Source organism: Variovorax sp. 05L425, assembly GCF_056397705.1.
In genome coordinates this window covers 215,001-237,056 of sequence record NZ_JBFTNY010000008.1, presented here as the reverse complement: position 1 = coordinate 237,056, position 22,056 = coordinate 215,001, and the positions used below count along the sequence as shown (strand labels likewise).

General features: G+C 63.6%; 21 protein-coding genes. 14 read left to right on the top strand and 7 right to left on the bottom strand.

All coding sequences use genetic code 11. The annotated features are described in order from the left end of the window. Positions 1-9: 9 nt before the first annotated feature. Together AC1DN9_RS12115 and AC1DN9_RS12110 are read right to left on the bottom strand one after the other, a co-directional pair. A complete protein-coding gene (locus AC1DN9_RS12115; protein ID WP_478100380.1) occupies positions 10-642 on the bottom strand; it encodes a Bug family tripartite tricarboxylate transporter substrate binding protein in 633 nt (210 codons plus the stop codon). Further along, positions 639-2,132 (bottom strand): lyase family protein, encoded by a 1,494-nt coding sequence (locus tag AC1DN9_RS12110; RefSeq protein WP_478100378.1) that lies wholly within the window; start codon positions 2,130-2,132, stop codon positions 639-641. The genes AC1DN9_RS12115 and AC1DN9_RS12110 overlap by 4 nt, the downstream gene beginning before the upstream one ends. A 111-nt stretch (positions 2,133-2,243) precedes the next feature. Between AC1DN9_RS12110 and AC1DN9_RS12105 the strand changes: the two genes are divergently transcribed. From AC1DN9_RS12105 to ggt, 5 genes are all read left to right on the top strand, one after another. Beyond that, a complete protein-coding gene (locus AC1DN9_RS12105) occupies positions 2,244-3,170 on the top strand; it encodes a LysR substrate-binding domain-containing protein (protein WP_478100376.1) in 927 nt (308 codons plus the stop codon). Positions 3,171-3,368: 198 nt separating this feature from the next. Further along, on the top strand, positions 3,369-5,180 hold the full coding sequence (locus AC1DN9_RS12100) for an SLC13 family permease (RefSeq protein WP_478100374.1): 1,812 nt from the start codon (positions 3,369-3,371) through the stop codon (positions 5,178-5,180). Positions 5,181-5,303: 123 nt separating this feature from the next. Continuing rightward, on the top strand, positions 5,304-6,923 hold the full coding sequence (locus tag AC1DN9_RS12095) for an L-lactate permease (RefSeq protein WP_478100372.1): 1,620 nt from the start codon (positions 5,304-5,306) through the stop codon (positions 6,921-6,923). A gap of 10 nt (positions 6,924-6,933) precedes the next feature. Then, positions 6,934-7,155, top strand: coding sequence for an EmrB/QacA subfamily drug resistance transporter (locus AC1DN9_RS12090; protein ID WP_478100371.1), 222 nt, complete (start codon positions 6,934-6,936; stop codon positions 7,153-7,155). Between the two features lie 55 nt (positions 7,156-7,210). Continuing rightward, positions 7,211-8,872, top strand: coding sequence for a gamma-glutamyltransferase (ggt, locus tag AC1DN9_RS12085; protein WP_478100369.1), 1,662 nt, complete (start codon positions 7,211-7,213; stop codon positions 8,870-8,872). Positions 8,873-8,888: 16 nt separating this feature from the next. On the opposite strand, the gene AC1DN9_RS12080 is transcribed toward ggt, so the two are convergent. Then, positions 8,889-9,590, bottom strand: a complete 702-nt coding sequence (locus AC1DN9_RS12080) for an ArsR/SmtB family transcription factor (RefSeq protein WP_478100367.1) — start codon at positions 9,588-9,590, stop codon at positions 8,889-8,891. Between the two features lie 73 nt (positions 9,591-9,663). On the opposite strand from AC1DN9_RS12080, the gene AC1DN9_RS12075 reads away from it, so the two are divergent. After that, positions 9,664-10,923: an MCT family MFS transporter gene (locus tag AC1DN9_RS12075; protein ID WP_478100365.1), complete on the top strand. Its 1,260-nt coding sequence runs from the start codon at positions 9,664-9,666 to the stop codon at positions 10,921-10,923. An 81-nt stretch (positions 10,924-11,004) separates the two neighbouring features. On the opposite strand, the gene AC1DN9_RS12070 is transcribed toward AC1DN9_RS12075, so the two are convergent. After that, complete coding sequence (locus AC1DN9_RS12070) at positions 11,005-12,096, bottom strand: LacI family DNA-binding transcriptional regulator (protein WP_478100363.1); 1,092 nt, start codon at positions 12,094-12,096, stop codon at positions 11,005-11,007. A 128-nt stretch (positions 12,097-12,224) separates the two neighbouring features. Here AC1DN9_RS12070 and AC1DN9_RS12065 point away from each other — a divergent pair, with 128 nt between their 5' ends. The 4 genes from AC1DN9_RS12065 (at position 12,225) to AC1DN9_RS12050 (ending at position 16,044) form a co-directional block, all read left to right on the top strand. Next, on the top strand, positions 12,225-13,583 hold the full coding sequence (locus AC1DN9_RS12065; protein ID WP_478100361.1) for a uracil-xanthine permease family protein: 1,359 nt from the start codon (positions 12,225-12,227) through the stop codon (positions 13,581-13,583). Then, positions 13,583-15,013, top strand: a complete 1,431-nt coding sequence (locus AC1DN9_RS12060) for an amidohydrolase family protein (RefSeq protein ID WP_478100359.1) — start codon at positions 13,583-13,585, stop codon at positions 15,011-15,013. Before AC1DN9_RS12065 ends, AC1DN9_RS12060 begins: the two co-directional genes overlap by 1 nt. Continuing rightward, positions 15,010-15,723, top strand: a complete 714-nt coding sequence (locus AC1DN9_RS12055; protein ID WP_478100357.1) for a TSUP family transporter — start codon at positions 15,010-15,012, stop codon at positions 15,721-15,723. The genes AC1DN9_RS12060 and AC1DN9_RS12055 overlap by 4 nt, the downstream gene beginning before the upstream one ends. An 84-nt stretch (positions 15,724-15,807) precedes the next feature. Then, complete coding sequence (locus tag AC1DN9_RS12050; RefSeq protein ID WP_478100355.1) at positions 15,808-16,044, top strand: hypothetical protein; 237 nt, start codon at positions 15,808-15,810, stop codon at positions 16,042-16,044. Between the two features lie 20 nt (positions 16,045-16,064). Here AC1DN9_RS12050 and AC1DN9_RS12045 read toward each other — a convergent pair whose 3' ends face one another. Then, complete coding sequence (locus tag AC1DN9_RS12045) at positions 16,065-16,667, bottom strand: uracil-DNA glycosylase family protein (protein WP_478100353.1); 603 nt, start codon at positions 16,665-16,667, stop codon at positions 16,065-16,067. A gap of 62 nt (positions 16,668-16,729) precedes the next feature. Here AC1DN9_RS12045 and AC1DN9_RS12040 point away from each other — a divergent pair, with 62 nt between their 5' ends. Next, the gene (locus tag AC1DN9_RS12040; RefSeq protein ID WP_478100352.1) at positions 16,730-17,284 is read left to right on the top strand and encodes a nucleoside 2-deoxyribosyltransferase; all 555 of its coding nucleotides are present in this window, start codon (positions 16,730-16,732) and stop codon (positions 17,282-17,284) included. A gap of 28 nt (positions 17,285-17,312) precedes the next feature. Here the strand turns inward: AC1DN9_RS12040 and AC1DN9_RS12035 are convergent, their stop codons facing one another. Both AC1DN9_RS12035 and AC1DN9_RS12030 read right to left on the bottom strand, forming a co-directional pair. Beyond that, the gene (locus AC1DN9_RS12035; protein WP_478100351.1) at positions 17,313-18,485 is read right to left on the bottom strand and encodes a D-alanyl-D-alanine carboxypeptidase family protein; all 1,173 of its coding nucleotides are present in this window, start codon (positions 18,483-18,485) and stop codon (positions 17,313-17,315) included. Between the two features lie 157 nt (positions 18,486-18,642). Beyond that, positions 18,643-19,158 (bottom strand): MarR family winged helix-turn-helix transcriptional regulator, encoded by a 516-nt coding sequence (locus AC1DN9_RS12030; protein WP_478100390.1) that lies wholly within the window; start codon positions 19,156-19,158, stop codon positions 18,643-18,645. Positions 19,159-19,296: 138 nt separating this feature from the next. Here AC1DN9_RS12030 and badH point away from each other — a divergent pair, with 138 nt between their 5' ends. Genes badH through aliB form a run of 3 tightly spaced genes read left to right on the top strand, consistent with a single transcriptional unit; the run spans position 19,297 to position 22,047 of the window. After that, positions 19,297-20,064, top strand: a complete 768-nt coding sequence (gene badH / locus AC1DN9_RS12025) for a 2-hydroxycyclohexanecarboxyl-CoA dehydrogenase (protein ID WP_478100349.1) — start codon at positions 19,297-19,299, stop codon at positions 20,062-20,064. A 39-nt stretch (positions 20,065-20,103) separates the two neighbouring features. Next, positions 20,104-20,886 (top strand): 2-ketocyclohexanecarboxyl-CoA hydrolase, encoded by a 783-nt coding sequence (badI, locus tag AC1DN9_RS12020; protein ID WP_478100347.1) that lies wholly within the window; start codon positions 20,104-20,106, stop codon positions 20,884-20,886. A gap of 9 nt (positions 20,887-20,895) precedes the next feature. Further along, positions 20,896-22,047, top strand: coding sequence for a cyclohexanecarboxyl-CoA dehydrogenase (gene aliB, locus AC1DN9_RS12015; RefSeq protein ID WP_478100345.1), 1,152 nt, complete (start codon positions 20,896-20,898; stop codon positions 22,045-22,047). Positions 22,048-22,056 lie beyond the last annotated feature (9 nt).

The window sequence follows — 22,056 nt, the reverse complement described above, 5'->3', positions numbered from 1 at the left end:
TCGCCCTGTTCAAGAAGCTGCCGCTCGCGCAGACGGCCGACGACTACGAGGCCTTGCTGCCCTGGAACATCGCGCTGCCAACTCCGTAACCCAACCCCGCACTTCATCAGCGTCGATGAACAGGGCGCGGTTTATTGACTGCTTACGTTCCATCGACAGATGCAGGCCGCTCCCATTGCCCGTCGATGCATAGGACATGCCGCCTGGCTTCGACTTGGCAAGCTTGATGAACTCGGCGAAGTTCTTCACAGGCAGCGACGCGTTGACCGCGAGGAAGTACGGCGCCGAGCCCAGCAGCGTGATCGGCACGAAATCATTGAGGGCGTCGTAGCGCAGCTTGGGATACAGAGCCTGGTTGATGGCCAGTTGCGAGGTCAGCGCAAGTACCACCGAATATCCATCGGCAGGCGACTGGGCCACGTTCTCCATGCCGATGTTGCCGCCCGCGCCGCCGCGGTTGTCGATGATGAACGAGCCACCCAACTGCTTGCCCAATTCCTGCGAGAGCGGACGGCCAACGACGTCCCCGCCACCGCCCGGCGAGTAGGGGACGACGATGCGCACCGGCCTGTCAGGATACGGCGCGGCCATGGCCGACAGCGAAACGGTCAGGACCGCAAGCAGCGAGAGAAGTCTTTTCATGATGTTGTCTCCGAGTTCGAAGGAATGAGTGTGGAAGAGGCCGTCGCGCCATTCGCGATCGCCGCAACAGCGGCGTCCAGTTGCGCCGTGGCCGCCGACAGGTGAGCGCGGCAGGATTGCGTCCAGGCAAGATCAGCGGCGACTTCCTCCTTTTGCTGGGCAAGCATCCGGTTCACCTCGGCGATCTGTGGGCCGCCAATCCCCTTGCGGCCGAAGACCATGTATTCGGGGCTCGATACCTCTGCGAATGCTTTCGCGTCCAAGGGGAAGGCATGGGACGCCATGGACTCGTAGATGCGTGCGGCCTCGCGGTAGGGAATCTCGCGCAGGCTGAGCTGGCGTGCGCGGCCGAAGTCCGTCAGTGCCGATGCGAAGTGATGGCCGATGCGGAAGGGGACGTCCGCGCGCTGCAGCAGGGCATCGGCGATCTCGGTCGCCGTGGAATAGTCGCCATGGACCTCGGCCAGTGCGCGCTCCCTGTCGACGACAAGCCCGCCGAGGACCTTGCGCAGGAGTTCGAACAGGGCGAGGGCGCGGGAACTGGGCACCGGGTCGTAGGACCGGTAGTCGAACATCCCCGTGCGCACGTTGTGTGCCATGAGGGACACGGCCTGCATTTCGCCGAGCAGCATGCTGCTCTGCACGCGCAGTTGCTCCAGGGCAGCCGGATTGCGCTTCTGCGGCATGATGCTGCTGACCCCCACGAGCTCGCCTCGCTGCAGGGTCATCCACGGCGTCGGCGCCGCATATTGCGCATGAAGATCCTGGGCGAACTGCCCGATCTGGACGGCCGCGATGCCGAGTGCCGCCGCCACCTCCAGGCTGGTGTCGACCGGCGCGAGATGGTTGGCGTCGTAGGCGTTCTCGACCAGACCCTCGAATCCCAGAAGCGAAGCCAGGCGGTGGCGGTCGAGCGCGAAACTCGACGTCGTCAGGGCCGCTGAACCCAGTGGCCCCTCGTTGACATGCCTGTACGCGGCCCGCAGTCGTGAGGCACTGCGAGCCAGTGCGCCGCCCACGCCGAGCAGGTAGTGGGCCAAGGTCGTCGGCTGGGCCTGCACGCCATGCGTATAGGCCGGGATGATGGTTTCCTTGTGCGCCTCAGCAAGGCCAAGCAACGCTTGGCGAGCCAGGGTCAGTGCATCGCATTCGTCCAGCACACCTGCGCGGAGATTCATGCGCGCGATGGTCGCCGAGATGTCCTGCCGGCTGCGTCCGCAATGCAGTCGAGATGCATCGGCGCCCACGGCGGCAAGCAGCTTCGGCTCGTAGTCGAGGTAGTCGGCGGACCACTGTCGGGGCCCGTCCCGCTCGGATTCGATCACCGCGAGGATGCCGGTCGCGATGCGTCTGGCCACGTCCGCCGACACGATTCGCGCATCGGCCAGCGCGACGATGGAGGCCTTGTTGATCTGGTCGAGGTATGCCAGAGAGAGTCCGCCACCGCGGAAGCTCGCGTTGACGTCGTGGGAATCGGCTGCCTCTTGCATGTTTCTGGTTTCCTGATTGCTTGGCTGCATCGATTCTTGATCTCGCGGATCATTGTGTGAAATGAATATTCAGGTCGCTATCATTGCCACAAAGGAATACTGGAAAGAACAATGCCCATTACCTTCCAGCAACTCCAGTGCATGCGCCAGGTGGTCGACAGCGGCTTCAGCGTGTCGCGCGCCGCCGAATCGCTGCATACGACGCAGCCCGGCGTGAGCAAGATGATTCGCGCCTTGGAAAAAGAGATCGGCGTCGAACTGTTCGTGCGATCAGGAAACCGTCTGACGGCGCTGACCGAGCCTGGCAAGGAAGCGCTCTCGCTTTGCGCGCGGGTTCTGCAGGACGCCCAGGCCCTCAAAGGCCTGAAGCAGGACCTGCCCGCCGATAGCGAAGGCACGCTGCGCGTAGGCACGACGCACATCCACGCGCGCTATTCGCTGATCGAAGTGACCAAACAATTCCTTTCCATCTATCCGCAGGTGAAGCTCGAGTTCACCCTGGGCCCGCCGTCCCAGATCCTGGCGGGAGTGACGGCGGGCACCATCGACATCGGCCTTTGCACCCTCCCGGACCCGATGCCCAAGGGCGTTGTTTCGGTGAAGGCCTATGACATCGACCGGTGCCTGATCGTGCCCCCGCGGCATCCGCTGTTGAAGATGGGGAAGCTGACGATGGAACAGATCGCGCGGTGGCCGCTCATCACCTACGACAGCAGCTACACATCCGGGTCCGTCGTCCAAGGTGAGTTTCGAAGGCATGGCATCACACCTTGGGTGGTGATGCGAGCCATGGACGCCAGCATCATCAAGGCCTATGTTGCTGCCGGCGTGGGCGTCGCCGTGCTTCAGAAGATGGCGTTCACCGCGGCGCTGGACAGGGACCTGCGCTCCATTCCGATCGACCATCTGTTTCCATCGTCAAGCGCAATGATCAGCTTGCGAAGGGACCATCTGTTGAAGAAGTTCGCCTTCGACTTCATCCGCATGGTCGCGCCTGAATGGTCGCGTGAAGCTATCGAGGCCCAGCTTCATCCATAGGCCTGAGCGAGCAACTCAAAGGCAAGACCATCGTCACGACGAGTGGCCCGCATGGAAGGTGCCGACACTGACGCTATTCGATCAGATTGACTCGGCATAGTGTTTGGACTACCTTCCGCTCCCTCAATCCTCATTCGTCTAACGTCCTAACTTGGATCGAGGAGAAGTTATGCGGACCATCGTGTTAGTGAGCGGGACATGACTACCCAGATCATCATCACGCTGCTGATCATTTGCATCGCGATGGTGTTCTTTGCATGGAATCGAGTTCCTGCTGCGGTTGTTGCTCTTGGATCCTCTCTTGCTTTTTACTTCAGCGGAGTATTGACGACACAGCAGGTCGTCGGCGGTTTCGGTGACCCGGTCGTCGTGCTGATTGCAGGGCTGCTCACCATCGCCATAGGGCTGGAGATGTCGGGGGTGAGCGCTTGGGCCGGCCAATTGCTGATCCGCCATACGGGCACCAACAGCACGCGGCGGGTCGTTCTCATCATGGTCCTGGCTGCCTTGCTCAGCGGATTGATCGGCATGAATGGCGCGGTCGCCGCCATGCTTCCGGTGACGACGGTCGTGGCCGTCAGGACGGAAGTCCTGCCCTCCAAGTTGATGATTCCATTGGCATTCGCATGCCTGACTGGCGCGAAGTTGACCTTGCTCGGCACGCCGGTCAACGTGATCGCCGCCACGCTGGCCGAGGAAGCCGGCGTGGGCCACGTCGGATTTTTCGAATGGGCGGTGCTCGGTGTTCCGCTTCTTGCGGGGACGATCATCATTACGCTGCTGTTTGGACGTTTGATCCCGGAGCGAAGAGGCCAGTCGATTCCTGCGGACTTAAGTGTCCATGCCCATACCCTGGTCGAACAATATCGACTCGAGGACGGCTTGCATCATCTTCGCGTCCGCACCTCATCACCTTATGTCGGATCATTGAGAGCCGATCTCAGTCTCGGCACCTATGCGGGATTGAGTCTGATTGGCGTGCTCGAAGGCGATGGCCGAGCGCCATTGCAACGTGAAGAGATTCGAGACGGTGACGTTCTGCTGGTGCGCGGCGACGCAGACACCATCGGACGCTTCGCCTCCGACCTGCATCTCGCCATCCGCGAGAGCGCTGAACCGCAACCTATTGCGGGCGCGTTGCTCAATCGAGAGTCCGGGCTCGCCGAGGTCGTCCTGCCATCGCGCTCCAAGATGATTGGTCAAACAGCCTTTCCGGGCATGACGACGGAGGATGGCGGCCTGATGGTTCTGGCTGTGCAGACGGCAGGGGGCGAAACCTGCCAGGAGCCGACCATCCTGCGCGCCGGAGACCACTTGCTGCTTCAAGGATCCTGGAAGGCGCTGGACCAATATCTGGGGGATCCGCAAGTGATGGTCATCGACTCATTGGAGGTTGTCCAGAAGCAGGCCGTTGCCTTGGGTCAAGGGTCTGGACGCGCGATCGCCATCTTGCTGTTGCTCGTGGGCCTGCTGGCCTTCAATCTCGTTGCAGCACCCGTCGCTGCAATGCTCTGTGCGGTACTCATGGTCGTCACTGGCGTATTGAAACTGCCGCAGGTCTATCGGGGCGTCGATTGGAATACTTGCATCCTGATCGGCGCGATGATTCCGATGGCGACTGCGATGACTCAGACAGGTGCCGCCGAGCTGATCGGAGACTACGTGGTCGGCGCACTGGGCGGGGGCGGACCACTTGCCGTGCTAGTGGGCATCTTTTTCGTCGCGGCCTTGATCTCTCAGTTCATCTCCAACACGTCGGCCGCTCTCGTCATGATGCCGATCGGCATGGCCACTGCCGGCGAACTCGGAGTTTCCGCCTTGCCGTTGATGATGGCGGTTGCGATGGGAGCGAGCGCGTCGTTCTTGACGCCCTTTGCCAATGGCGTCAGCCTGATGGTTTACGGACCCGGCGGCTACCGCTTTGGCGACTACTGGAAGCTAGGCGTCATCGTCATGGCGTGGACGTTGATCGTGACGGTCGTCGTCGTGCCTTTCTACTGGAAATTTTGAGGGCGCATCTTCGATGATGAGATGAATGACTTGCCCAGAAAAGACTCTTTCAGCTTTTAACTAGAGAACGTTGGCTCGTCGTGCAATGCGCCTCGAGGCTCGACACAACGCAAGGAGACGAAAATGGTGACAGCGGTACCGGTCGACCTTTTGCATTGGATCCTGGCAGTCCTGCCAATCGTCGCATTGCTCATCTTCCTTGTTCCATTGGGTTGGCGGGCGCCGGAGGCGGGACCCATGTCAATGTTCACTGCCGCCATTGTGTCGTTGGTGGCATTCCGAACCCCATGGGACACATTGGCGGTGGCGGGCGCCAAGGGCGTCTGGGACGCCATCTTCATCCTGTATGTGATTTGGCCCGCTCTTCTGCTGTATCAGATCACCAAGCAGTCGGGGGCGTACGACGCGCTCAGGCAGGGTATCTCCAAATTCAGTCGAAACGAGCTTTTCATCATTCTCGCCCTGAGTTGGGTGTTCGCGTCCTTCCTGCAGGGAATTGCCGGTTTCGGAGCGCCTGTTGCCGTCGTCGTCCCGCTGCTTATCGCTGTGGGCGTCAAGCCGGTCTACGCCGTCGTCATGGGTGTCGTCGCCCATGCTTGGGCGCGATTCTTCGGCACGCTTGGCGTCGGCTGGCTGGCGACCTTGCAGGTTGGCAACCTTGAGTATCCAGTGAGAGCGGCATTCGAAGCGTCGCTCTTGATTCTGATCCCGACCTATCTCGGTGGACTGCTCGTTGTATGGCTTTATGGAAGAGGGCCTGCGCTGCGGCATGCGTGGCCGTTGGTGCTGATTCTCGGCACCATTCTCGGGGTTGGACAGTTGCTGGTTGCCTTCATCAGCCCTGAACTGTCCACCTTCCTCGCAGCGGCCGTAGCGCTTCTGGCTTTGTACCCGTTATCACGCTGGAAGCGGTTCGGTGATCCGATTCAAGGTATCCCCGTGCGTCCGGCCATGGTCGACAGGAAGGAAGGCGAGCAGAAGGAGGAGGCGCCCGTCATGAGCCTCGCGATGTCGTTTCTGCCCTACATCATCCTGACTGCGGTAACGCTGAGCGTTCTCTTGATCCGGCCGCTCAACGAGGCGCTGCGCCAAGTCCGCATCGGACTACCGTTTCCAGCGGTGGAAACTGGCTTCGGCGTTCAAAACGCTGCCGTTTCGAGTTATGCGCCGATCACGGTGTTTACACATCCGGGGATGATGTTGTTGGTCACGGTGGTCATTGTCTGGCTGGTGTACAACTCGCGTGGCTACTACGACGCCTGGGCGAAGCGACACACACCAGAACGAGTCTGGCCTGCCTTGCTGATCGATGCCGTGCCGGCTTCGGTGCCAGTCATTGCCTTTCTGGTGACGAGCCGCGTCCTCGACCATAGCGGCCAGTCCCTCACCATCGCCTACGGTATTGCGGCGGTATCGTCGCCGATGGTCTACGCCAGTGTGGCAAGCGTCATCGGGGCACTGGGCGCCTTCATGACCTCGAGCAGTACCGCGTCCAATGTCTTGTTCGGCGGTGTACAGAGTTCGGTTGCGCAATTGCATGGCCTGTCGCGCGAAACGATCATTGGCGCGCAGGCTGCCGGCAGCGCCTATGGGAATGCAATCGCGCCGGCGAACATCGTGCTGGGTACGAGCATCGCGGGGGTCAAGGGCCAAGAAGGTGCCGTTCTTCGCATCACCATACCCTGGACCGTCCTTGTCGCCGTCTTGACGGGATTGGCGACCGTGGCACTGGCAATTGGTTGAGGAGCATTCCATGGACAAGAAGCTGAAAGCAGAGTGTCTCTCGCTCATCTTGCTGTTTGCGACGTTCCCGCTCACAAGCTTTGGGACGATGGCCAACGCCGGCCTTGTGTGGTGGCTTGGTCTGCTCTGCCTGATTGCAGGCGGCGTTCTGCCCATCGTTACCCGCTTCATGAATCATTCAAACGACACCATACGTGACGTCGGCATGGAGTACGACGATCGAACATCGTGACCGGCACACACCCAGGCTCGCACACCCTTTGTACGACTAACCACGGAGACCACCCATGAGCCATCCAAATGGACCGCGTACCGGCCGCCCCTCCACGCGCGCGCCGCGTGGGGTTGTATCGACACCGCACTATCTGGCCAGTTCCGCAGGGCTGGAAATGTTGCAGCGTGGCGGCAGCGCGGTAGATGCCGCGATCGCTGCCAATGCCGTCTTGTGTGTCGCCTATCCACATATGGCGGGATTGGGGGGCGATGGATTCTGGCTGATCGCCGAAGCGGGAACCGGGCGTGTTCACGGGATCAACGCCAGCGGCCCGGCCGCGCAGTTGGCGACAGCGGACCACTATCGTCAGCAATGCAGCGATGGCGTGATTCCATCTCGCGGTAGCCAGGCTGCTCTGACGGTGCCAGGCGCCATCGACGGCTGGCGCATCGCGCATGAGCGCTTCGGGCGACTCCCGTGGGCCACGCTGTTCGATGCCGCGATCACCTATGCAGGTGGCGGCGTGCCGGTCAGCCGCTCCCTCCTCGATTGGCTTGTGCAGGACGTTCCGATTCTGACGAAATACCCCGGGACGGCAGGAATCTTCTTGCCGGGGGGACAACTTCCAACGGAAGGTGAGCGCTTGGTGCAAGCGCAACTTGCCGGATCGCTCCAGGATATTGCCGCCAAGGGCGCACGCGCGGGCTTCTATGAAGGCGGGATTGCCGAGCGAATCTGCAACGACGTCAGCCAGCAGGGATCGCCGCTGCGAATCGAGGACTTTGCTTCCTTTGCCGCCGAGTGGGTTGAGCCAATCAAGACCACATATCGGGGCTTTGATGCCTATCAATTGCCGCCGAACACTCAGGGATTCACGGCGCTGCAGATCCTGAACCTCCTGGAGGGCTTCGACGTGGCCGGATGGGGGGACGGCACGGCCGACTACTACCACCATATGTCCGAGGTGGTAAAGGTGGCCTTTGCGGACCGGGAGGAGTGGCTTACCGATCCGAAGTTCGTCAACATCCCAGTGGACCGTTTCATCGACAAGAAGTATGCAGATGGTCGTCGACAGTTGATCGACCCCGAAAGGTCGATGAATGTCGCGGAGGTGGATCCGGGCATTGCATACCCGCAAGTCCACGAGCGCCGCGCCCCGGACGGGGACACTTGCTATTTCTGTGCGGCGGACAAGGACGGGATGGTCGTGTCGCTGATCCAGTCGATCTATCACGACTTTGGCAGCGCAGTCATTGGAGGGGATACGGGCATCATCCTGCAAAACCGCGGCGCGTTCTTCTCGCTCGACGAGCATCATCCGAACTGTCTGAAACCAGGCAAGCGCACCTTCCATACCCTGATTCCGGGCATGCTCATGCGAGACGGGCGTCCCTATCTTGCGTATGGGTCGATGGGCGGTGAAGGGCAGCCCCAGACCCAGGCAGCCATGGTGACCCGAATGATTGATTTCGGCTACGACGTTCAGCAGGCCATCGAGGCACCACGCTGGTTGATGGGGCGCACCTGGGGCACGGTGTCGCGCGACATGTCGCTCGAAGGGCGCATATCCGATGAAATCTTTCGGGAGCTGAAGCGAAGGGGCCAGCCCGTGCGCATGGTGACCGATTGGAACGACAACATGGGGCATGCCCATGCCATTCGCGTCGATCACAAGCAGGGGTTTTTTGAAGGCGGGGCCGACCCCAGGGGTGATGGGGCCGCGTTGGGCTATTGATCAAATCGCCGTCGGCTCATACGGCGACCCCGAACACCCTGGCGAACGCAGCCGCGCCCTTTGGTGAAACGCTCACCACGCGCGAGCGCGGTGCCCGCAGAAGCCAACCCTCCCGTGTATAGAGATCAAGCAACGCTGCGCCCAGCGCGCCTGCGAGGTGCGGGCGCCGCTGGGTCAGGTCGACGCAGCTGCGTGCGAATACGCGCCGGCTGCGGCCGTCGGTGCTTGCGTCGACACCGAGTTCAGCGAGCTTGCTCTTGCCGAGGCGGGTCAGTTCGTACTTCCGGGCGTCGTCGTGCGCCAGCCAGCGGGCCTTGAGCATCGCTTCGAGGATCTCCACCGCAACCTCGCCTGCAAGATGGTCATAGCAGGTCCGTGCATGCAGGAAGTGGCTGGGCATGGAACGAACGAGCGGCGGCTGCGGGGGTACGCGCGGCGGGGACTTCGCGCCGAAGGAGGCCAGGCTCTCGATCAAATGCGCTGCATCGGCTCCCGCAATGCGGAAGTAGCGGTGGCGCCCCTGCGATTCGGCGACCAACAGGCCGCCCTCCACCAGCTTTGCCAGATGGGCGCTCGCAGACGGGGCAGAGACGTTGGCCGCGAATGCAAGCTCTCCGGCAGGGCGCGTGGTGCCGTCGATCAGCGTCCAGACCATGCTCGCACGAGCCGGGTCGGCGAGTAGCGCGGCAATGCGGGGGATGTTGAGCGCGTCTTTCATATTTCACTTGACGATGAAGTGTTCGTGGCCCGATGGTGATCACAATAGGTGTCAATGTCCAGAAAGGACTCACATGACCGTCAACACGGCATTGCCAAACCGGGAGCGCAGGCGACCGGCCATCTTCTATGGTTGGGTCGTTGTCGCGGCGGCGTTTGCCACCACCTTCGTCGGCTTCGGCAGTGCTTACACCTTCAGCGCCTTCGTCGGTTCGTTGCAGGCCGAATTCGCCGCATCACGCGGCTCGGTGTCGCTGGTCTTCTCGCTGGCGGGCTTCCTGTACTTCGGCCTTGGCGTGCTGAGCGGCCCGCTGGCCGACCGATGGGGTGCGCGCCGCCTGGTGATCGCAGGCATGGTGCTGACGGGCGCTGGACTGGCGCTCGCCGGCATGGCGCGCACGCTCGGACAAGTCTATGCAGCGTACGCGCTGGGGGTAGGGCTGGGCGTGGGCCTGTCGTACGTGCCCGCGCTGGGCACCATCCAGCGCTGGTTCGCGCGCCGGCGCGGCTTCGCATCGGGGCTCGCGGTGAGCGGCATCGGCGTCGGCACGCTCGTGATGCCACCCCTCGCCTCGTTCCTGATCGGGCATTGGGACTGGCGCATGGCCTACCTGATCCTCGGTGCACTGGCCGCGGTTGTCGGCGTGGGCATGGCGCTGCTGATCGCGGACGACCCGCGAGAGCGCGGCTTGCTGCCGGATGGCGAGCTGGCGCCCCCCGCGTCGCCAGGCGGTGTACCGACGCCTGTGCCCGAGGGCTATTCGTTGAGGGAAGCGCTGAAGACGCCGCGATTCATCGGCCTGTATGCCGCGTGCCTGGTCTCGTCGTTCGGTCTGTTCGTCCCGTTCGTGCACCTCGTACCCTTTGCGCTCGACCATGGCGTTCCGCAGGCCTCGGCGGTGCTGCTGCTCGGGGCGATCGGGGTCGGCAGCACCGCCGGACGCTTCGTGCTGGGCAATCTCGCCGACCGCATGGGACGCCAGCCGGCGCTGCTGCTCATGTACGCCGGCATGGCTGCCTCGATGCTCGTCTGGGTGATGTCGACCGGCGCGACCGGGCTCGCCGTGTTCGCGCTGGCCTTCGGCGTTTTCTATGGCGGCTATGTGGCCTTGCTGCCGGCGCTCGTGGCGGACTACTTCGGCGGCAGGAATATCGGCGCCATCATCGGCGTGCTCTACACCGGCGTGGCGCTTGGCACGCTGGTGGGTCCGAGCGCGGCGGGCTTTGTGTTCGACGTCACGCACAGCTATACGCTGGTGATTGCCGCGAGCATCTTCGGCAATCTTGCCGCGGGCGGAATCGTGCTCGCCATTGCGCGACCGAAGGCTCGGTGAAGGGCCTTGCAGGCGCAAGCATTCGAATCGCCATGCACTGAGCGCTTCGGAAGGTGCCAAGTGGCCGACCGAGGCACGCCTTCAGGACTGGCGCCTTTTCCCCGATCTACTGACGACTCGAGCCGCCCGGGCCGAGGATTGTCGGGGCACCAATTGAGCCATCGGCCCGGAAGCCGAGCGACGTGTCGTGTCACCGCGCAGGTGATCGAACAGTAAATCGATCGCCTGGTGCGCGACCTGGTCGAGGTGCAGGTCCACTGCGGTGAGCGGTGGGTCGCAGGTGCGGGCGCGCACGCCGTCGTAGCGGGTCACGACCATCACATCCTCCGGAATGCGCCGGCCCGCAGCGCGGATTGCGTTGACTGCGCCCACGGCGAAGGCATCCACCGGCACGCAGAATGCGTCGATTTCGGGGTGCGCCGCCAGCAGGGCGCCAGCCATTTCCTGGCCCCCGTTCTCGCCATGCGCCTCGTCGGCTGTCGCGAACAACCATGGCTGCCCGCGCTCGGCGATGAACTCTTCATAGGCCACCCGGGCCTGGACATAGGAATCGCGCTGCGCCGAACCCAGGATCATCGCGATCATGCGCGCGCCCTGCGCATGCAAGTGCTCGAGCAGGAGCCGGGTGGTCTCTTTGGAATGAATGTCCACATGGGGGACAGTTTCGACAGGCTCGTTCAGGCCGAAAGGCGTTCCGATCGTCACGACCGGCAGGCCCTGGCGCCTCAGATAGTCCAGGTTCGCGTCGCCGGCAGAGGGCTCGATGACCAGCGCGCCATCGACGTCCAGGAGTTCGAGCGGCACCTTGCCGCTTTCCATCGGCGGCGCGAGCACAAGGGCGAGGTTGCGATCGAGCGCCGCAGCGGCCGCGACCGCAGCGATTTCCATCATGAATCCCAGACGCGAGGGACCACCCGCCACCGCAAAAGGCATCGAGGACAGCAGGACGATCATGTGCGCCTCGCCTGTGCGCAGACGCTGCGCGTGCCTGTTGGGCCGGTAGCCGAGCTTCAAGGCTGCCTTCTCGACCCGCGCCCGGGTCTCGGCGTCGACTTGTCCGCGGGCGTTGAGGGCGTGCGAAACCGTGGTGGGCGAAACACCCGCCTCCCGGGCCACGTCCTTGATATTGACCTTCCGCACAGCACTTGGAAGCATTCTGTTGACCTTTTCCAAAGACAGTGATTCAATCGCCCAAATCGTTTTGGGAATGACCTGAAATGTACTTCAGCCCGCCTTCGGCGGATTTTTTTGCACTGGCGCCCAAATCGATTTGGGCGCCGCCCGGACCAAAGGAATCGATCATGTTCCGTGCTTCCGACACCCCCGCAGTGGACGCCATGTTGCCCTGGCCGCAAATGCTTCTGTTCGGCTTGCAGCACGTACTCGTGATGGCTGCCGTGCCCATCACGTCAGCTTTTCTGGTCGCCAAGGCACTGGGCCTGTCGTCGGAACTGACTGTCAACCTGATCAGCGCCACATTCCTGCTGTGCGGCATCGGTACGCTGCTGCAATCGTTCGGCCCCTGGAAGTTCGGCGCGCGGCTGCCCTTCGTGATGGTGCCTGGCGGCGCGCCGATCGTGATGTTCCTGACGATCGCGCAACAGCGCGATCTGCAGACGGCGTCGGGTGCGGTCATCCTTACCGCACTTTTCTACTTCCTGGTGCTGCCGGTCTTTTCGCGCTGCATCAGGTTCTTTCCGAAGATTGTGATCGGCACCTTGCTGATGCTGGTGTCGATCAACCTGGTCAAGGTGTACGGCGGCATCATCGCTGGCAAGCCCGGAACGCCAACCTTCGCAGATCCGGCGCACATCGGCCTCGCGCTCGCGACCGTCGGTTTCACCGTGCTGTTCGCGCGCGTATGCAAGGGCATGTTCGGACAGTTGGCCGTGCTGCTGGGCTTGGTCGCGGGCACGATCCTCGCGTCCCTGTGCGGAATGATGGATTTCGGCGGCGTGGCGGTCGGGCCCATGTGGAGCGCGCCGACCCTGCTGCCGTTTGGCATGCCGCACTTCGACCTGGTCGCAGCCTTGCCACTCCTGATCTTCAGTGTCATTTCAATGGTCGAGGCCACCGGCCAGACCATTGCCGTTGCCGAAGTCGTGGGAAAGAAGATCGATCCGCGCGACGTGGTGCCGCGAACGATCCGCGGCGACGCGCTGATCTCCCTGGCGGGAGGATTCTTCGGCACCTCGATGATCATCACCAGCGGCGAGAACATCGGTATCGTGCGCGCCACCAACGTGCGCTCCCGCTACGTGACGGCTACAGCTGGCGCCATCCTCGTTCTCATCGCGCTCACAGCGCCGCTCGGCCGCCTGGCCAGCGCCATTCCCGAGGCAGTGGTGGGCGGTACGGCCATGGTGGTGTTCGCCATCATCGGCACCATCGGCATCGACATCCTGCGCAAGGTCGACCTCCATGAACGCAGCAACATGTTCGTGCTGGCCGGCGCGCTGACGATGGGCCTGCTGCCAATCCTCGTGCCTGGCCTCTATAGCAAGTTCCCGCCAACGCTCCAACTCGTGCTGGGCAATGGTCTGGCCATGGGCGCTCTCACCGCCATCGTGCTCAACATCCTCTTCCACCACCTTGCCGCGGCGCGCCGCGACGACAACAACGAAACGTCGACTCCCGAGCGGGCGCCGGCGGCCCAATGATGAACCCAACCAATACCCTGACCGAGGCCGCCCACTTCGCGCACGACTCGCTGCTACTCGTTCCCGATCACCTGATGCTGCGCGAAGGGCCGGTGCAGGACCACGCCGTGATGGTCGAGGGCGGCAAGTTCCGCGACATCGGCCCGGTGGCCGACCTGGCCGCCCGCCATCCACATCTGACGCCAATGCGCCTGCCCGGCAAGCTGCTCATGCCTGGGATGATCGACGCGCATCATCATCTGACTCAATCCTTCGGCAAGTCGCTGGCCTACGGTGAGCCCTCCGAAATCTTCCGTCGCGTATGGGTGCCGCTGGAGGCGAGTCTGGACGACGAATTCGTCTACGGCGTCTCCAAGCTCGCCGCGCTGGAATCGCTGCGCGGTGGCTTCACGACCGTTTGCGATGCCGGGACGCGCGCCAAGGGGGACATCGCCGCACTTGCAACGGCCACCCAGGAGGCAGGGCTGCGCTGCGTGTTGGGGCTGATCTGCAACGACGGTGGCAATGACAGTGCGCGAGTCGAGCGCGACGAACTGAAGGCACGTGCCGAACGATTCCTGCAGAAGTGGTCGGGCGCGCCGCTGATTCACCCCTCGCTGGCGATCTCGGTGCCTGAGGCGGCTTCCGACGAGATGCTCGTCGCCGTGTCGGCCCTGTGCGCCGAGGCACGCACGATCTTCCAGACGCATGTCAACGAACATCTCGCCTCGGTCGAGCGTTCAGTCGTGCAACGCGGCATGCGCCCGCTGGAGCTTCTTGCGCACCTGGGCGCCCTCGGTCCGCAAGTGCTCATCGCACACGGAACACTGGTGACGCCCAGCGAGCTCAATCTTCTTCGGCAGACCGACACTGCCGTCAGCTACAACCCGGTCGCCAGCCAGTGGAAGGGCAATGCGGTGGCGCCGGCGAACCTGATGGCAGCGCTGGGGATCCGCTTCGGACTTGGCACCGATGCCACCCGAAGCGATGCCTTCCGCCTCATGGACGCCGCCGAAGCAGCGCAGAAGCTGGCCTTCGGGCTTGCCATTGGCGACGCGTCATGCGGCGGCGGGTGGACCTGGCTCGACCATGCCACTCACGATGGCGCGCGCGCCATCGGCCTGGACCATCTCGTCGGAGAGATCGCAGTCGGCAAGGAGGCGGACTTCCTGCTCGTCGATGTCGACACACCGGAGCTCTGCACCTCGGTCGACTTGACATGGGACCTCGTGCGATTGGGCAATCGGGACCAGATCGAAGCGGTATTCGTGGCGGGAAAGCTGCGACTCTGGAAGGGCTGGCCGACCGATTGGGACGCGCGCTCGCTGATGCGACAGGTTGCGCGCGTGGCCGGCGAGGCGATCGCGAAGGCGCCGATCCAGCGCCTGCATCCGACGGCGGCACAGCATCGCCAGCTGGGCACCGCGGCGACGATCGGGGCCGCGCTGTGAGCGTCGAGCAGCTTATCGTCATCTCGCTGGTGGTCGTCTTTGCCGCTTTCGTCCAAGGCGCGAGTGGTGTCGGCTTCGCGCTCATCGTCGCACCAGTGATCGGCCTCTTGCGGCCCGAGTTGCTGCCAGTGTGCGTGCTGGTGCTGATGTTGCCCTTGAACCTCTACGTGGCGTGGCGCGAACGTGCGGCGATCGACCGCGCTGGCGCGAGTTGGATTACCGCGGGGCGCATCCTCGGGACAGCGGGCGGCCTGTGGGTGCTGGCAGTGTTGAGCGCGAATCACCTGGCCTTGTTCGTCGGCCTGTCGACCGTCGCCGCGGCGCTTGTCACTCTCGTGATGCCGGCCTTCTCGCCCGGCCGACCGGCCTTCGTCGCGGCTGGACTCGTCACCGGCGTCACTGAAACCGCCACAGGCATCGGTGGACCGCCACTGGCGCTGGTCTACCAGCACCATGCGCCGCCCATCGTGCGTTCGACGATCGCCCTGTGTTTTCTCGTTGGCGAAGTGGTGTCGCTGGCAACATTGCTGGCTGCTGGCCGCATCGATTCAGCGCAGCTTGTCGCCGCGTTGAGCCTGCTGCCGGCGTTGCTTGTTGGCGCCGGGCTCAGCCGGGTCGTGCACGAACGGATCAATGGACGGTTCCTGCGGGCCTTCGTTCAGGTGTTCGCCATCACATCGGGAGTCGTATTGCTGGCGCACGCGGTCTGAGGTCTGGTGCTCGTGCAATCGGTCAGCCGGAACATGCGAGACCGGCCCATCGACGAAATCGGTCCCGGAGGTCACACTCCGCCCATGAGCGCACGATCTGCACGCATCGAATACAACCAGGCCATGGCCGAATTCGAGCGCGCTTGTCGGGATTTTTCGATCGCAATGGACAAGATCATGGGCCCTGCCCCGGTGCCGGAAGCGTCGAACGGGACCGTCGACCCCCTGATGGTTCCGACCAGAGACCTGGGCCCTCGCAAGCCCGCCAAGCGGGCGCGCGACGCGCGTGAACCCGCCGTAGTGCCTCGAAAACTCGGGTGAATTCCGAGAGGGCAGCGTCCTCAATCAAGCGCGATCTCGCACACTCTCTCTCGCAACGCGGGGACGAGCTCGTTGTCGAACCATGGATTCGCCTTGAACCAGGCCACGTTGCGCGGCGATGGATGGGGCAGGGGGATGACGCGGGGCGCATGTGCGCGCCAGTCTCGGGTCGTGGCGGTCACCGATGCATGGCCCTTGCCGCGAAGAAAGTGGGCCTGCGCGTACTGGCCAACGAGCAAGGTGAGCTCGATATGCGGCAATTTGGCGAGCAGGGCATCGATCCACAGGGGCGCGCATTCCGGGCGGGGCGGCAGGTCCCCGCTCGCCCCGCGCCCCGGGTAGCAAAAACCCATCGGAACGAGCGCCACGCGCTCCTTGTCGTAGAAGACTTCTGTCGAGATGCCCATCCAGTTGCGCAGACGTTCGCCGCTTCGGTCGTCCCACGGGACGCCACTCGCGTGCACCTTGGCGCCCGGTGCCTGACCGACGATCAGGATCCGCGCCGCCGCCCCGGCCTGCAACACCGGTCGCGGGCCGAGCGGCAGGTGCGCTTCGCATGCCCGGCAAGCGCGCACCGCGACGAGGAGGGCGTCGAGCGACCGATACGCATGGGCGGGTTTCACGGATTCCCATCTTGCATCCACGTCGGGGTAGCGACAAGATCGTCACGGGTACGATCCCCGGCATGAACTCCGTCCCCACCGGCAACTCGCAGCGCGGGCGTCCGAAGGTCTACCTGGCTGGCCCCGATGTCTTTTTCCCCGATGCCGCCGAAATCTTTGGCGCCTTGAAGGCGCATTGCCTTGCGCTCGGCATGGAAGGACTGGCGCCGACCGACACGGTGCTTTCGCCAGCCGTGCGCAGAGATCCCGGCGACCTCGCCCAGGCGATCTTCGAGGGCAACGTCGAGTTCATCCGCCAGGCTGACGCTGTGATTGCGAATTTGGTGCCCTTTCGGGGACAGGAGCCGGATTCAGGGACGGTTTTCGAGGTCGGCTTCGCTGTCGCACTGGGCAAGCCGGTCGTCGGTTACGGTGTTCCCGCGGGCACGTACGCCGAGCGCGTCGCACGATCCATTGCCTGCTCCGAAGATGCGGCAGGGAAGGTCAGGGAGGTGGCCACGGGCGTGACGGTCGAAGGTCTCGGACAGCCGCTCAACCTCATGCTTTCAAGATCGATCCGCATCGTGGACACGGCGCACGAGGCGCTCGAGTCGTTGGCGCGCGAACTCCTGATGTAGGAACGCGGTGGCACTCGTCGAGCCGCGGTCACCACTTCATCTTCAGCCGGGCGGCATCCCATGTGCGACCGACGAAACCAGCGCTGTCCACGGCGCCGAGGGCGACCAGTGGGACTTCGGTCAACGCTTGGTCGGCAACGGTGACCTTCAGCGAGCCGATGGGCTGGCCGAGCGTGAACGGAGCGATCAGCGGGTCCGCTTCCACGACTTGCGTCTTGACCTTCGCCGACGAGCCCGCGGGCACGGCCACGACGATGGGCTCGGCGCGGCCGATCTTCACGGTATTCGCCGCGCCCTTCCAGACACGCGGCGTCGCCACGGCCTGGCCCGCTGGAAACAACTGGACGTCCTCGTAGGCGGTATAGCCCCAATTCAGGAGCTTCTGCGACTCGTCGGTGCGCACGTGGTCACTGCTTGCGCCCAGAACGACCGAGAGCAACTGGCGGCCGCCTGGGAGATTCGGCGCATCGCGCTTTGCAGTCACGACGACGCAGAAGCCGGCTGCGTCCGTGTGTCCGGTCTTCAGGCCGTCGACGGTCGGATCGCGGAAGAGCATCGTATTGCGGTTGGTGGCGTTGGCGGCCGGCGTACCCGGATAGCGATACTTCTTGATCGAGGAGTAGTTCACCTCCTCTGGAAAGTCACGTCTGAGCCGTACGGCAAGAATGCTGAGATCGCGCGTCGTCGTCACATGGCCCGGCGCCGGGAGACCCTCGGGGTTCTTGTAGGTCGTGTTCTTCATGCCGAGCTCTTTGGCTTTTTCGTTCATCATCTCGACGAACCGCTCGACAGAACCCCCTACACCCTCCGCCAAGGCAACAGTGGCGTCGTTGCCCGATTGAACGATCAGGCCCTTGATCAGATCGTCCACCGGGACCTGCATCTTGGGGTCGATGTACATGCGCGAGCCCGGCATTTTCCAGGCGCGAACGCTCACCGGCAAGGTCTGCTCCAGCGTGATCTTCTTGGCCTTGAGCGCATCGAAGACGAGATAGGCCGACATCAGCTTGGTGAGCGACGCAGGCTCGACCGGGGTGTCGATGTCCTTCGCCGCGAGGATCTGGTTGGATGTGACGTCGAGGAGCAGATAGCTGGGCGCAGCGATTTCGGGAGGAACGGGTACTTGCGCGTGTGCGAAGAGTCCGATGGAAGTGGCGCCGATCAGCGCCAGCGCGCGAAGCGCTCGAGTGAGACGAGTCATGAAGGTCGAGGGGGTGAAAGAGGCCCGTCGGACGGCGGACCATCGAAATTCCGGATACCGATTGTCCTCCACGGGCCATCGGCCTTCCAACAAGAATGTCTATCGCGTATGGCGATCACGAACAGGACGAGTTTCGGCACTGCGCGTCGCGCACGGGTCAGGCATCCTGGGCAGCGTCGTCGCCGCCTCCTTGACCGTCGTCGACCACTTGCATGTTGTCCAGGATCTTGAGCAGGTAGTGCAAGGTGTGGGTGATGTCATTCACGGAGAACCCGTCGAGCACCTGCGCGTAATAGCCGTGAATCTTCGGCAAGGCCTCGTCTTGCCATACGCGCATCCCTGTGGTCGTCATTGACACGAGACGCGATCGACGGTCGCGCTCGTCCGCCGCGGTCTGGATTCGCCCATCTCTTTCCATGCGGCTGAGCAGCCCGGAGAGGTTCTGCCTGCTGACCTTGAGGTAGCGCGCCAGATCGCCCACGCTCATGCCTCCGCTCACGGCCGGTCTGGACAGCGCGCCGAGCACCGCCCATTGCTGCGTCGTCAGGCCCTCGGACTCGACCGCCTTGGTGCCTGTTTTATGCAACATATTTGCACATTGGTACAGCCGAAAGAACACTCGGTTGGCCAGTTCAATCCTTGTCGTTTCTTCACTATTCATAGGGTTAACCATGGAAATCTCTCTCTTCGCGATGCCTTGCGCCTGGAATTTTGAAGTCGCATAATAAGACAACACATTGACGTAATGACGGCGAATCTTCAAGCTTCAGTGCGTCGACGATAGCAAGCTTCAAAACTGATGGAGAACCTGATGCAGAGATTCGAAAGCAAGACAGTGGTGGTCACCGGTGGCGGCGGCGGTATCGGCGGAGCGACTTGCCGGCGCTTCGCTCGCGAAGGCGCCAAGGTCGCGGTCTACGACATGAACCTGGAGGCGGCCGAGAAGGTCGCCTCGGGCATCCGGGAAGAGGGCGGGCAGGCCCAGGCCTTCCGCTGCGACATCACCGACCGCGCCAGCGTCGACAAGGCGGTGGAGGCCACTCGACAAAGCCTCGGCCCGATCGACGTGCTCGTCAACAACGCAGGCTGGGACGTGTTCAAGCCCTTCACCAAGACCGAGCCGGCCCAGTGGGACAAGCTGATCGCCATCAACCTGACGGGTGCACTGCACATGCATCACGCGGTGCTGCCCGCCATGGCGGCGCGCAAGTCAGGGCGCATCGTCAACATCGCGTCCGACGCAGCGCGTGTCGGCTCCTCCGGCGAAGCGGTGTACGCGGCTTGCAAGGGCGGCCTGGTGGCGTTTTCCAAGACCATCGCCCGCGAGCATGCGCGCCACGGCATCACGGTCAACGTGGTGTGCCCCGGCCCAACCGACACCGCCTTGTTCGCCGACTACAAGGAAGGCGCCGGCAATCCCGAAAAGCTGATGGAAGCATTCACGCGCTCGATTCCGCTGGGTCGCATCGGCCAGCCGGACGACCTGCCCGGCGCCATTCTCTTTTTCGCCAGCGACGACGCCGGCTTTGTCACCGGCCAGGTGCTGAGCGTCTCCGGTGGCCTGACGATGAACGGCTGACCGCTCGACCGCATCCCCCACACACCCAAGGAGAACACCATGGAATTCGAAGACATCCTTTACGAAGTGCGCAACGGCGTGGCCTGGATCACGATCAATCGGCCCGACAAGATGAACTCGTTTCGCGGCCAGACCTGCGACGAGATCATCAGGGCCATGAACCGCGCCGGCTACGACCGCGGCATCGGCGCGATCGTGCTGGCCGGTGCCGGCGACCGCGCCTTCTGCACGGGCGGCGACCAGTCTGCGCACAACGGCAACTACGACGGCCGCGGCACCATCGGCCTGCCGATGGAGGAACTGCACGACACGATCCGCAACGTGCCCAAGCCGGTGATTGCGCGCGTGCAGGGCTACGCGATCGGCGGGGGCAATGTGCTGTGCACCATCTGCGACCTGACGATCGCGTCCGAGAAGGCCATCTTCGGCCAGGTCGGCCCGAAGATGGGGTCGGTCGATCCGGGCTATGGCACCGCCTTCCTCGCACGCGTCGTCGGCGAGAAGAAGGCACGCGAAATCTGGTACCTGAACCGCCGCCACAGCGGCGCCGAGGCCGTGGCCATGGGCCTGGCGAATGCGGTCGTCCCGCACGACCAACTCGACGCCGAGGTGCAGAAGTGGGCCGAGGAAATCTGCGAGCGCAGCCCCACGGCGATCGCCATCGCCAAGCGCAGCTTCAACGCCGACACCGCACACCAGAGCGGCATCGCCGGCATGGGCATGTACGCACTCAAGCTCTACTACGACACCGAAGAATCGCGTGAAGGCGTGAACGCCCTCAAGGAAAAGCGCAAGCCCGAATTCCGCAAGTATGCGAAGTAGGGGCCCGCGATGAACCCCTATCTCGACGAAGACCTGACAGCGCTTGGCGACCATGCGCGCCGTTTCGCGACCGAGCGCATTGCCCCCGGCTTTCTGGAGCGCGACAAGACCCGCGTGATCGAGCGCCAGCTGATGCGCGAAATGGGCGAGATGGGGTTCATCGCGCCCGAGTTGCCGCAGGAGCACGGCGGCCAGGGCATGGGCTGCCTGGCTGCAGGTGTCATCCACGAGGAGATTGCGCGCGCGGATCTCAGCATCTCCTACATCAATCTGCTGGCATCGCTCAACGGGCAGATCATGTCGGCGCACGGCCGGCCGGAAGTGGTCCGGTCGTGGCTCGAAAAGCTGACGCGTGGCGAGGCGTTGTTCGCCATCGCGCTCACCGAACCGCGCGGCGGCTCGGATGCAGCCAACCTGCGCCTGCGGGTGGAGCGCGTGGGCGACGAGTACGTGATCAACGGCGAGAAGACCTCCATCTCCGCCGCCGACCAGGCCGACGCGGCCGTGGTGTTCGGCCGCACCGGATCGATCGAATCGGCAGCGCACGGCGTGACGGCGCTGCTTGTGCCGATGGACCTGCCGGGCGTCACGCGCAACCGCTTCGATTGCCACGGGCAGCGCGCCATCGGGCGCGGCTCGCTGTTCTTCGAGAACGTGCGGGTGCCTGTGAGCCATCGTCTCGGCGAAGAGAACAGGGGCTTCGTGCAGGTGATGCAGGGCTTCGATTTCTCGCGCGCGCTCATCGGCCTGCAGGTGCTGGCCGTGGCGCGTGTCGCGCTGGAAGAAACCTGGGACTACGTGGCGCAGCGCGAAGCCTTCGGCAAGCCGCTGTCGGCCTTCCAGGGCGTGTCGCATCCGCTGGCGGAATTCGATACGCAGGTGACCGCCGCGCGCCTGCTGTGTCTGCAGACCTTGTGGCTGAAAGACAAGGGTGCCCCCCACACCGCCGAAGCCGCGATGTGCAAATGGTGGGCGCCCAAGCTCGCCTACGACGTGATCCACCAGTGCCTGCTGATGTTCGGCCACGGTGGCTACGACCGCGGCGTGATGGAGCAGCGCCTTCGCGACGTGCTGGGCTTCCAGATCGGCGACGGGACGGCCCAGATCATGAAGACCATCGTGGCGCGCACCCGTGCCGGCCGCGGCGCCGTACCCGCCTGACTTTCGCAA

Excerpts from the sequence above, each read along its gene's own strand:
- AC1DN9_RS12115 (WP_478100380.1), bottom strand. The coding sequence starts at position 642 with ATGAAAAGACTTCTCTCGCTGCTTGCGGTCCTGACCGTTTCGCTGTCG.
- AC1DN9_RS12110 (WP_478100378.1), bottom strand. The coding sequence starts at position 2,132 with ATGCAAGAGGCAGCCGATTCCCACGACGTCAACGCGAGCTTCCGCGGT.
- AC1DN9_RS12105 (WP_478100376.1), top strand. The coding sequence starts at position 2,244 with ATGCCCATTACCTTCCAGCAACTCCAGTGCATGCGCCAGGTGGTCGAC.
- AC1DN9_RS12100 (WP_478100374.1), top strand. The coding sequence starts at position 3,369 with ATGACTACCCAGATCATCATCACGCTGCTGATCATTTGCATCGCGATG.
- AC1DN9_RS12095 (WP_478100372.1), top strand. The coding sequence starts at position 5,304 with ATGGTGACAGCGGTACCGGTCGACCTTTTGCATTGGATCCTGGCAGTC.
- AC1DN9_RS12090 (WP_478100371.1), top strand. The coding sequence starts at position 6,934 with ATGGACAAGAAGCTGAAAGCAGAGTGTCTCTCGCTCATCTTGCTGTTT.
- ggt (WP_478100369.1), top strand. The coding sequence starts at position 7,211 with ATGAGCCATCCAAATGGACCGCGTACCGGCCGCCCCTCCACGCGCGCG.
- AC1DN9_RS12080 (WP_478100367.1), bottom strand. The coding sequence starts at position 9,590 with ATGAAAGACGCGCTCAACATCCCCCGCATTGCCGCGCTACTCGCCGAC.
- AC1DN9_RS12075 (WP_478100365.1), top strand. The coding sequence starts at position 9,664 with ATGACCGTCAACACGGCATTGCCAAACCGGGAGCGCAGGCGACCGGCC.
- AC1DN9_RS12065 (WP_478100361.1), top strand. The coding sequence starts at position 12,225 with ATGTTCCGTGCTTCCGACACCCCCGCAGTGGACGCCATGTTGCCCTGG.
- AC1DN9_RS12060 (WP_478100359.1), top strand. The coding sequence starts at position 13,583 with ATGAACCCAACCAATACCCTGACCGAGGCCGCCCACTTCGCGCACGAC.
- AC1DN9_RS12050 (WP_478100355.1), top strand. The coding sequence starts at position 15,808 with ATGAGCGCACGATCTGCACGCATCGAATACAACCAGGCCATGGCCGAA.
- AC1DN9_RS12040 (WP_478100352.1), top strand. The coding sequence starts at position 16,730 with ATGAACTCCGTCCCCACCGGCAACTCGCAGCGCGGGCGTCCGAAGGTC.
- AC1DN9_RS12035 (WP_478100351.1), bottom strand. The coding sequence starts at position 18,485 with ATGACTCGTCTCACTCGAGCGCTTCGCGCGCTGGCGCTGATCGGCGCC.
- AC1DN9_RS12030 (WP_478100390.1), bottom strand. The coding sequence starts at position 19,158 with ATGGTTAACCCTATGAATAGTGAAGAAACGACAAGGATTGAACTGGCC.
- badH (WP_478100349.1), top strand. The coding sequence starts at position 19,297 with ATGCAGAGATTCGAAAGCAAGACAGTGGTGGTCACCGGTGGCGGCGGC.
- badI (WP_478100347.1), top strand. The coding sequence starts at position 20,104 with ATGGAATTCGAAGACATCCTTTACGAAGTGCGCAACGGCGTGGCCTGG.
- aliB (WP_478100345.1), top strand. The coding sequence starts at position 20,896 with ATGAACCCCTATCTCGACGAAGACCTGACAGCGCTTGGCGACCATGCG.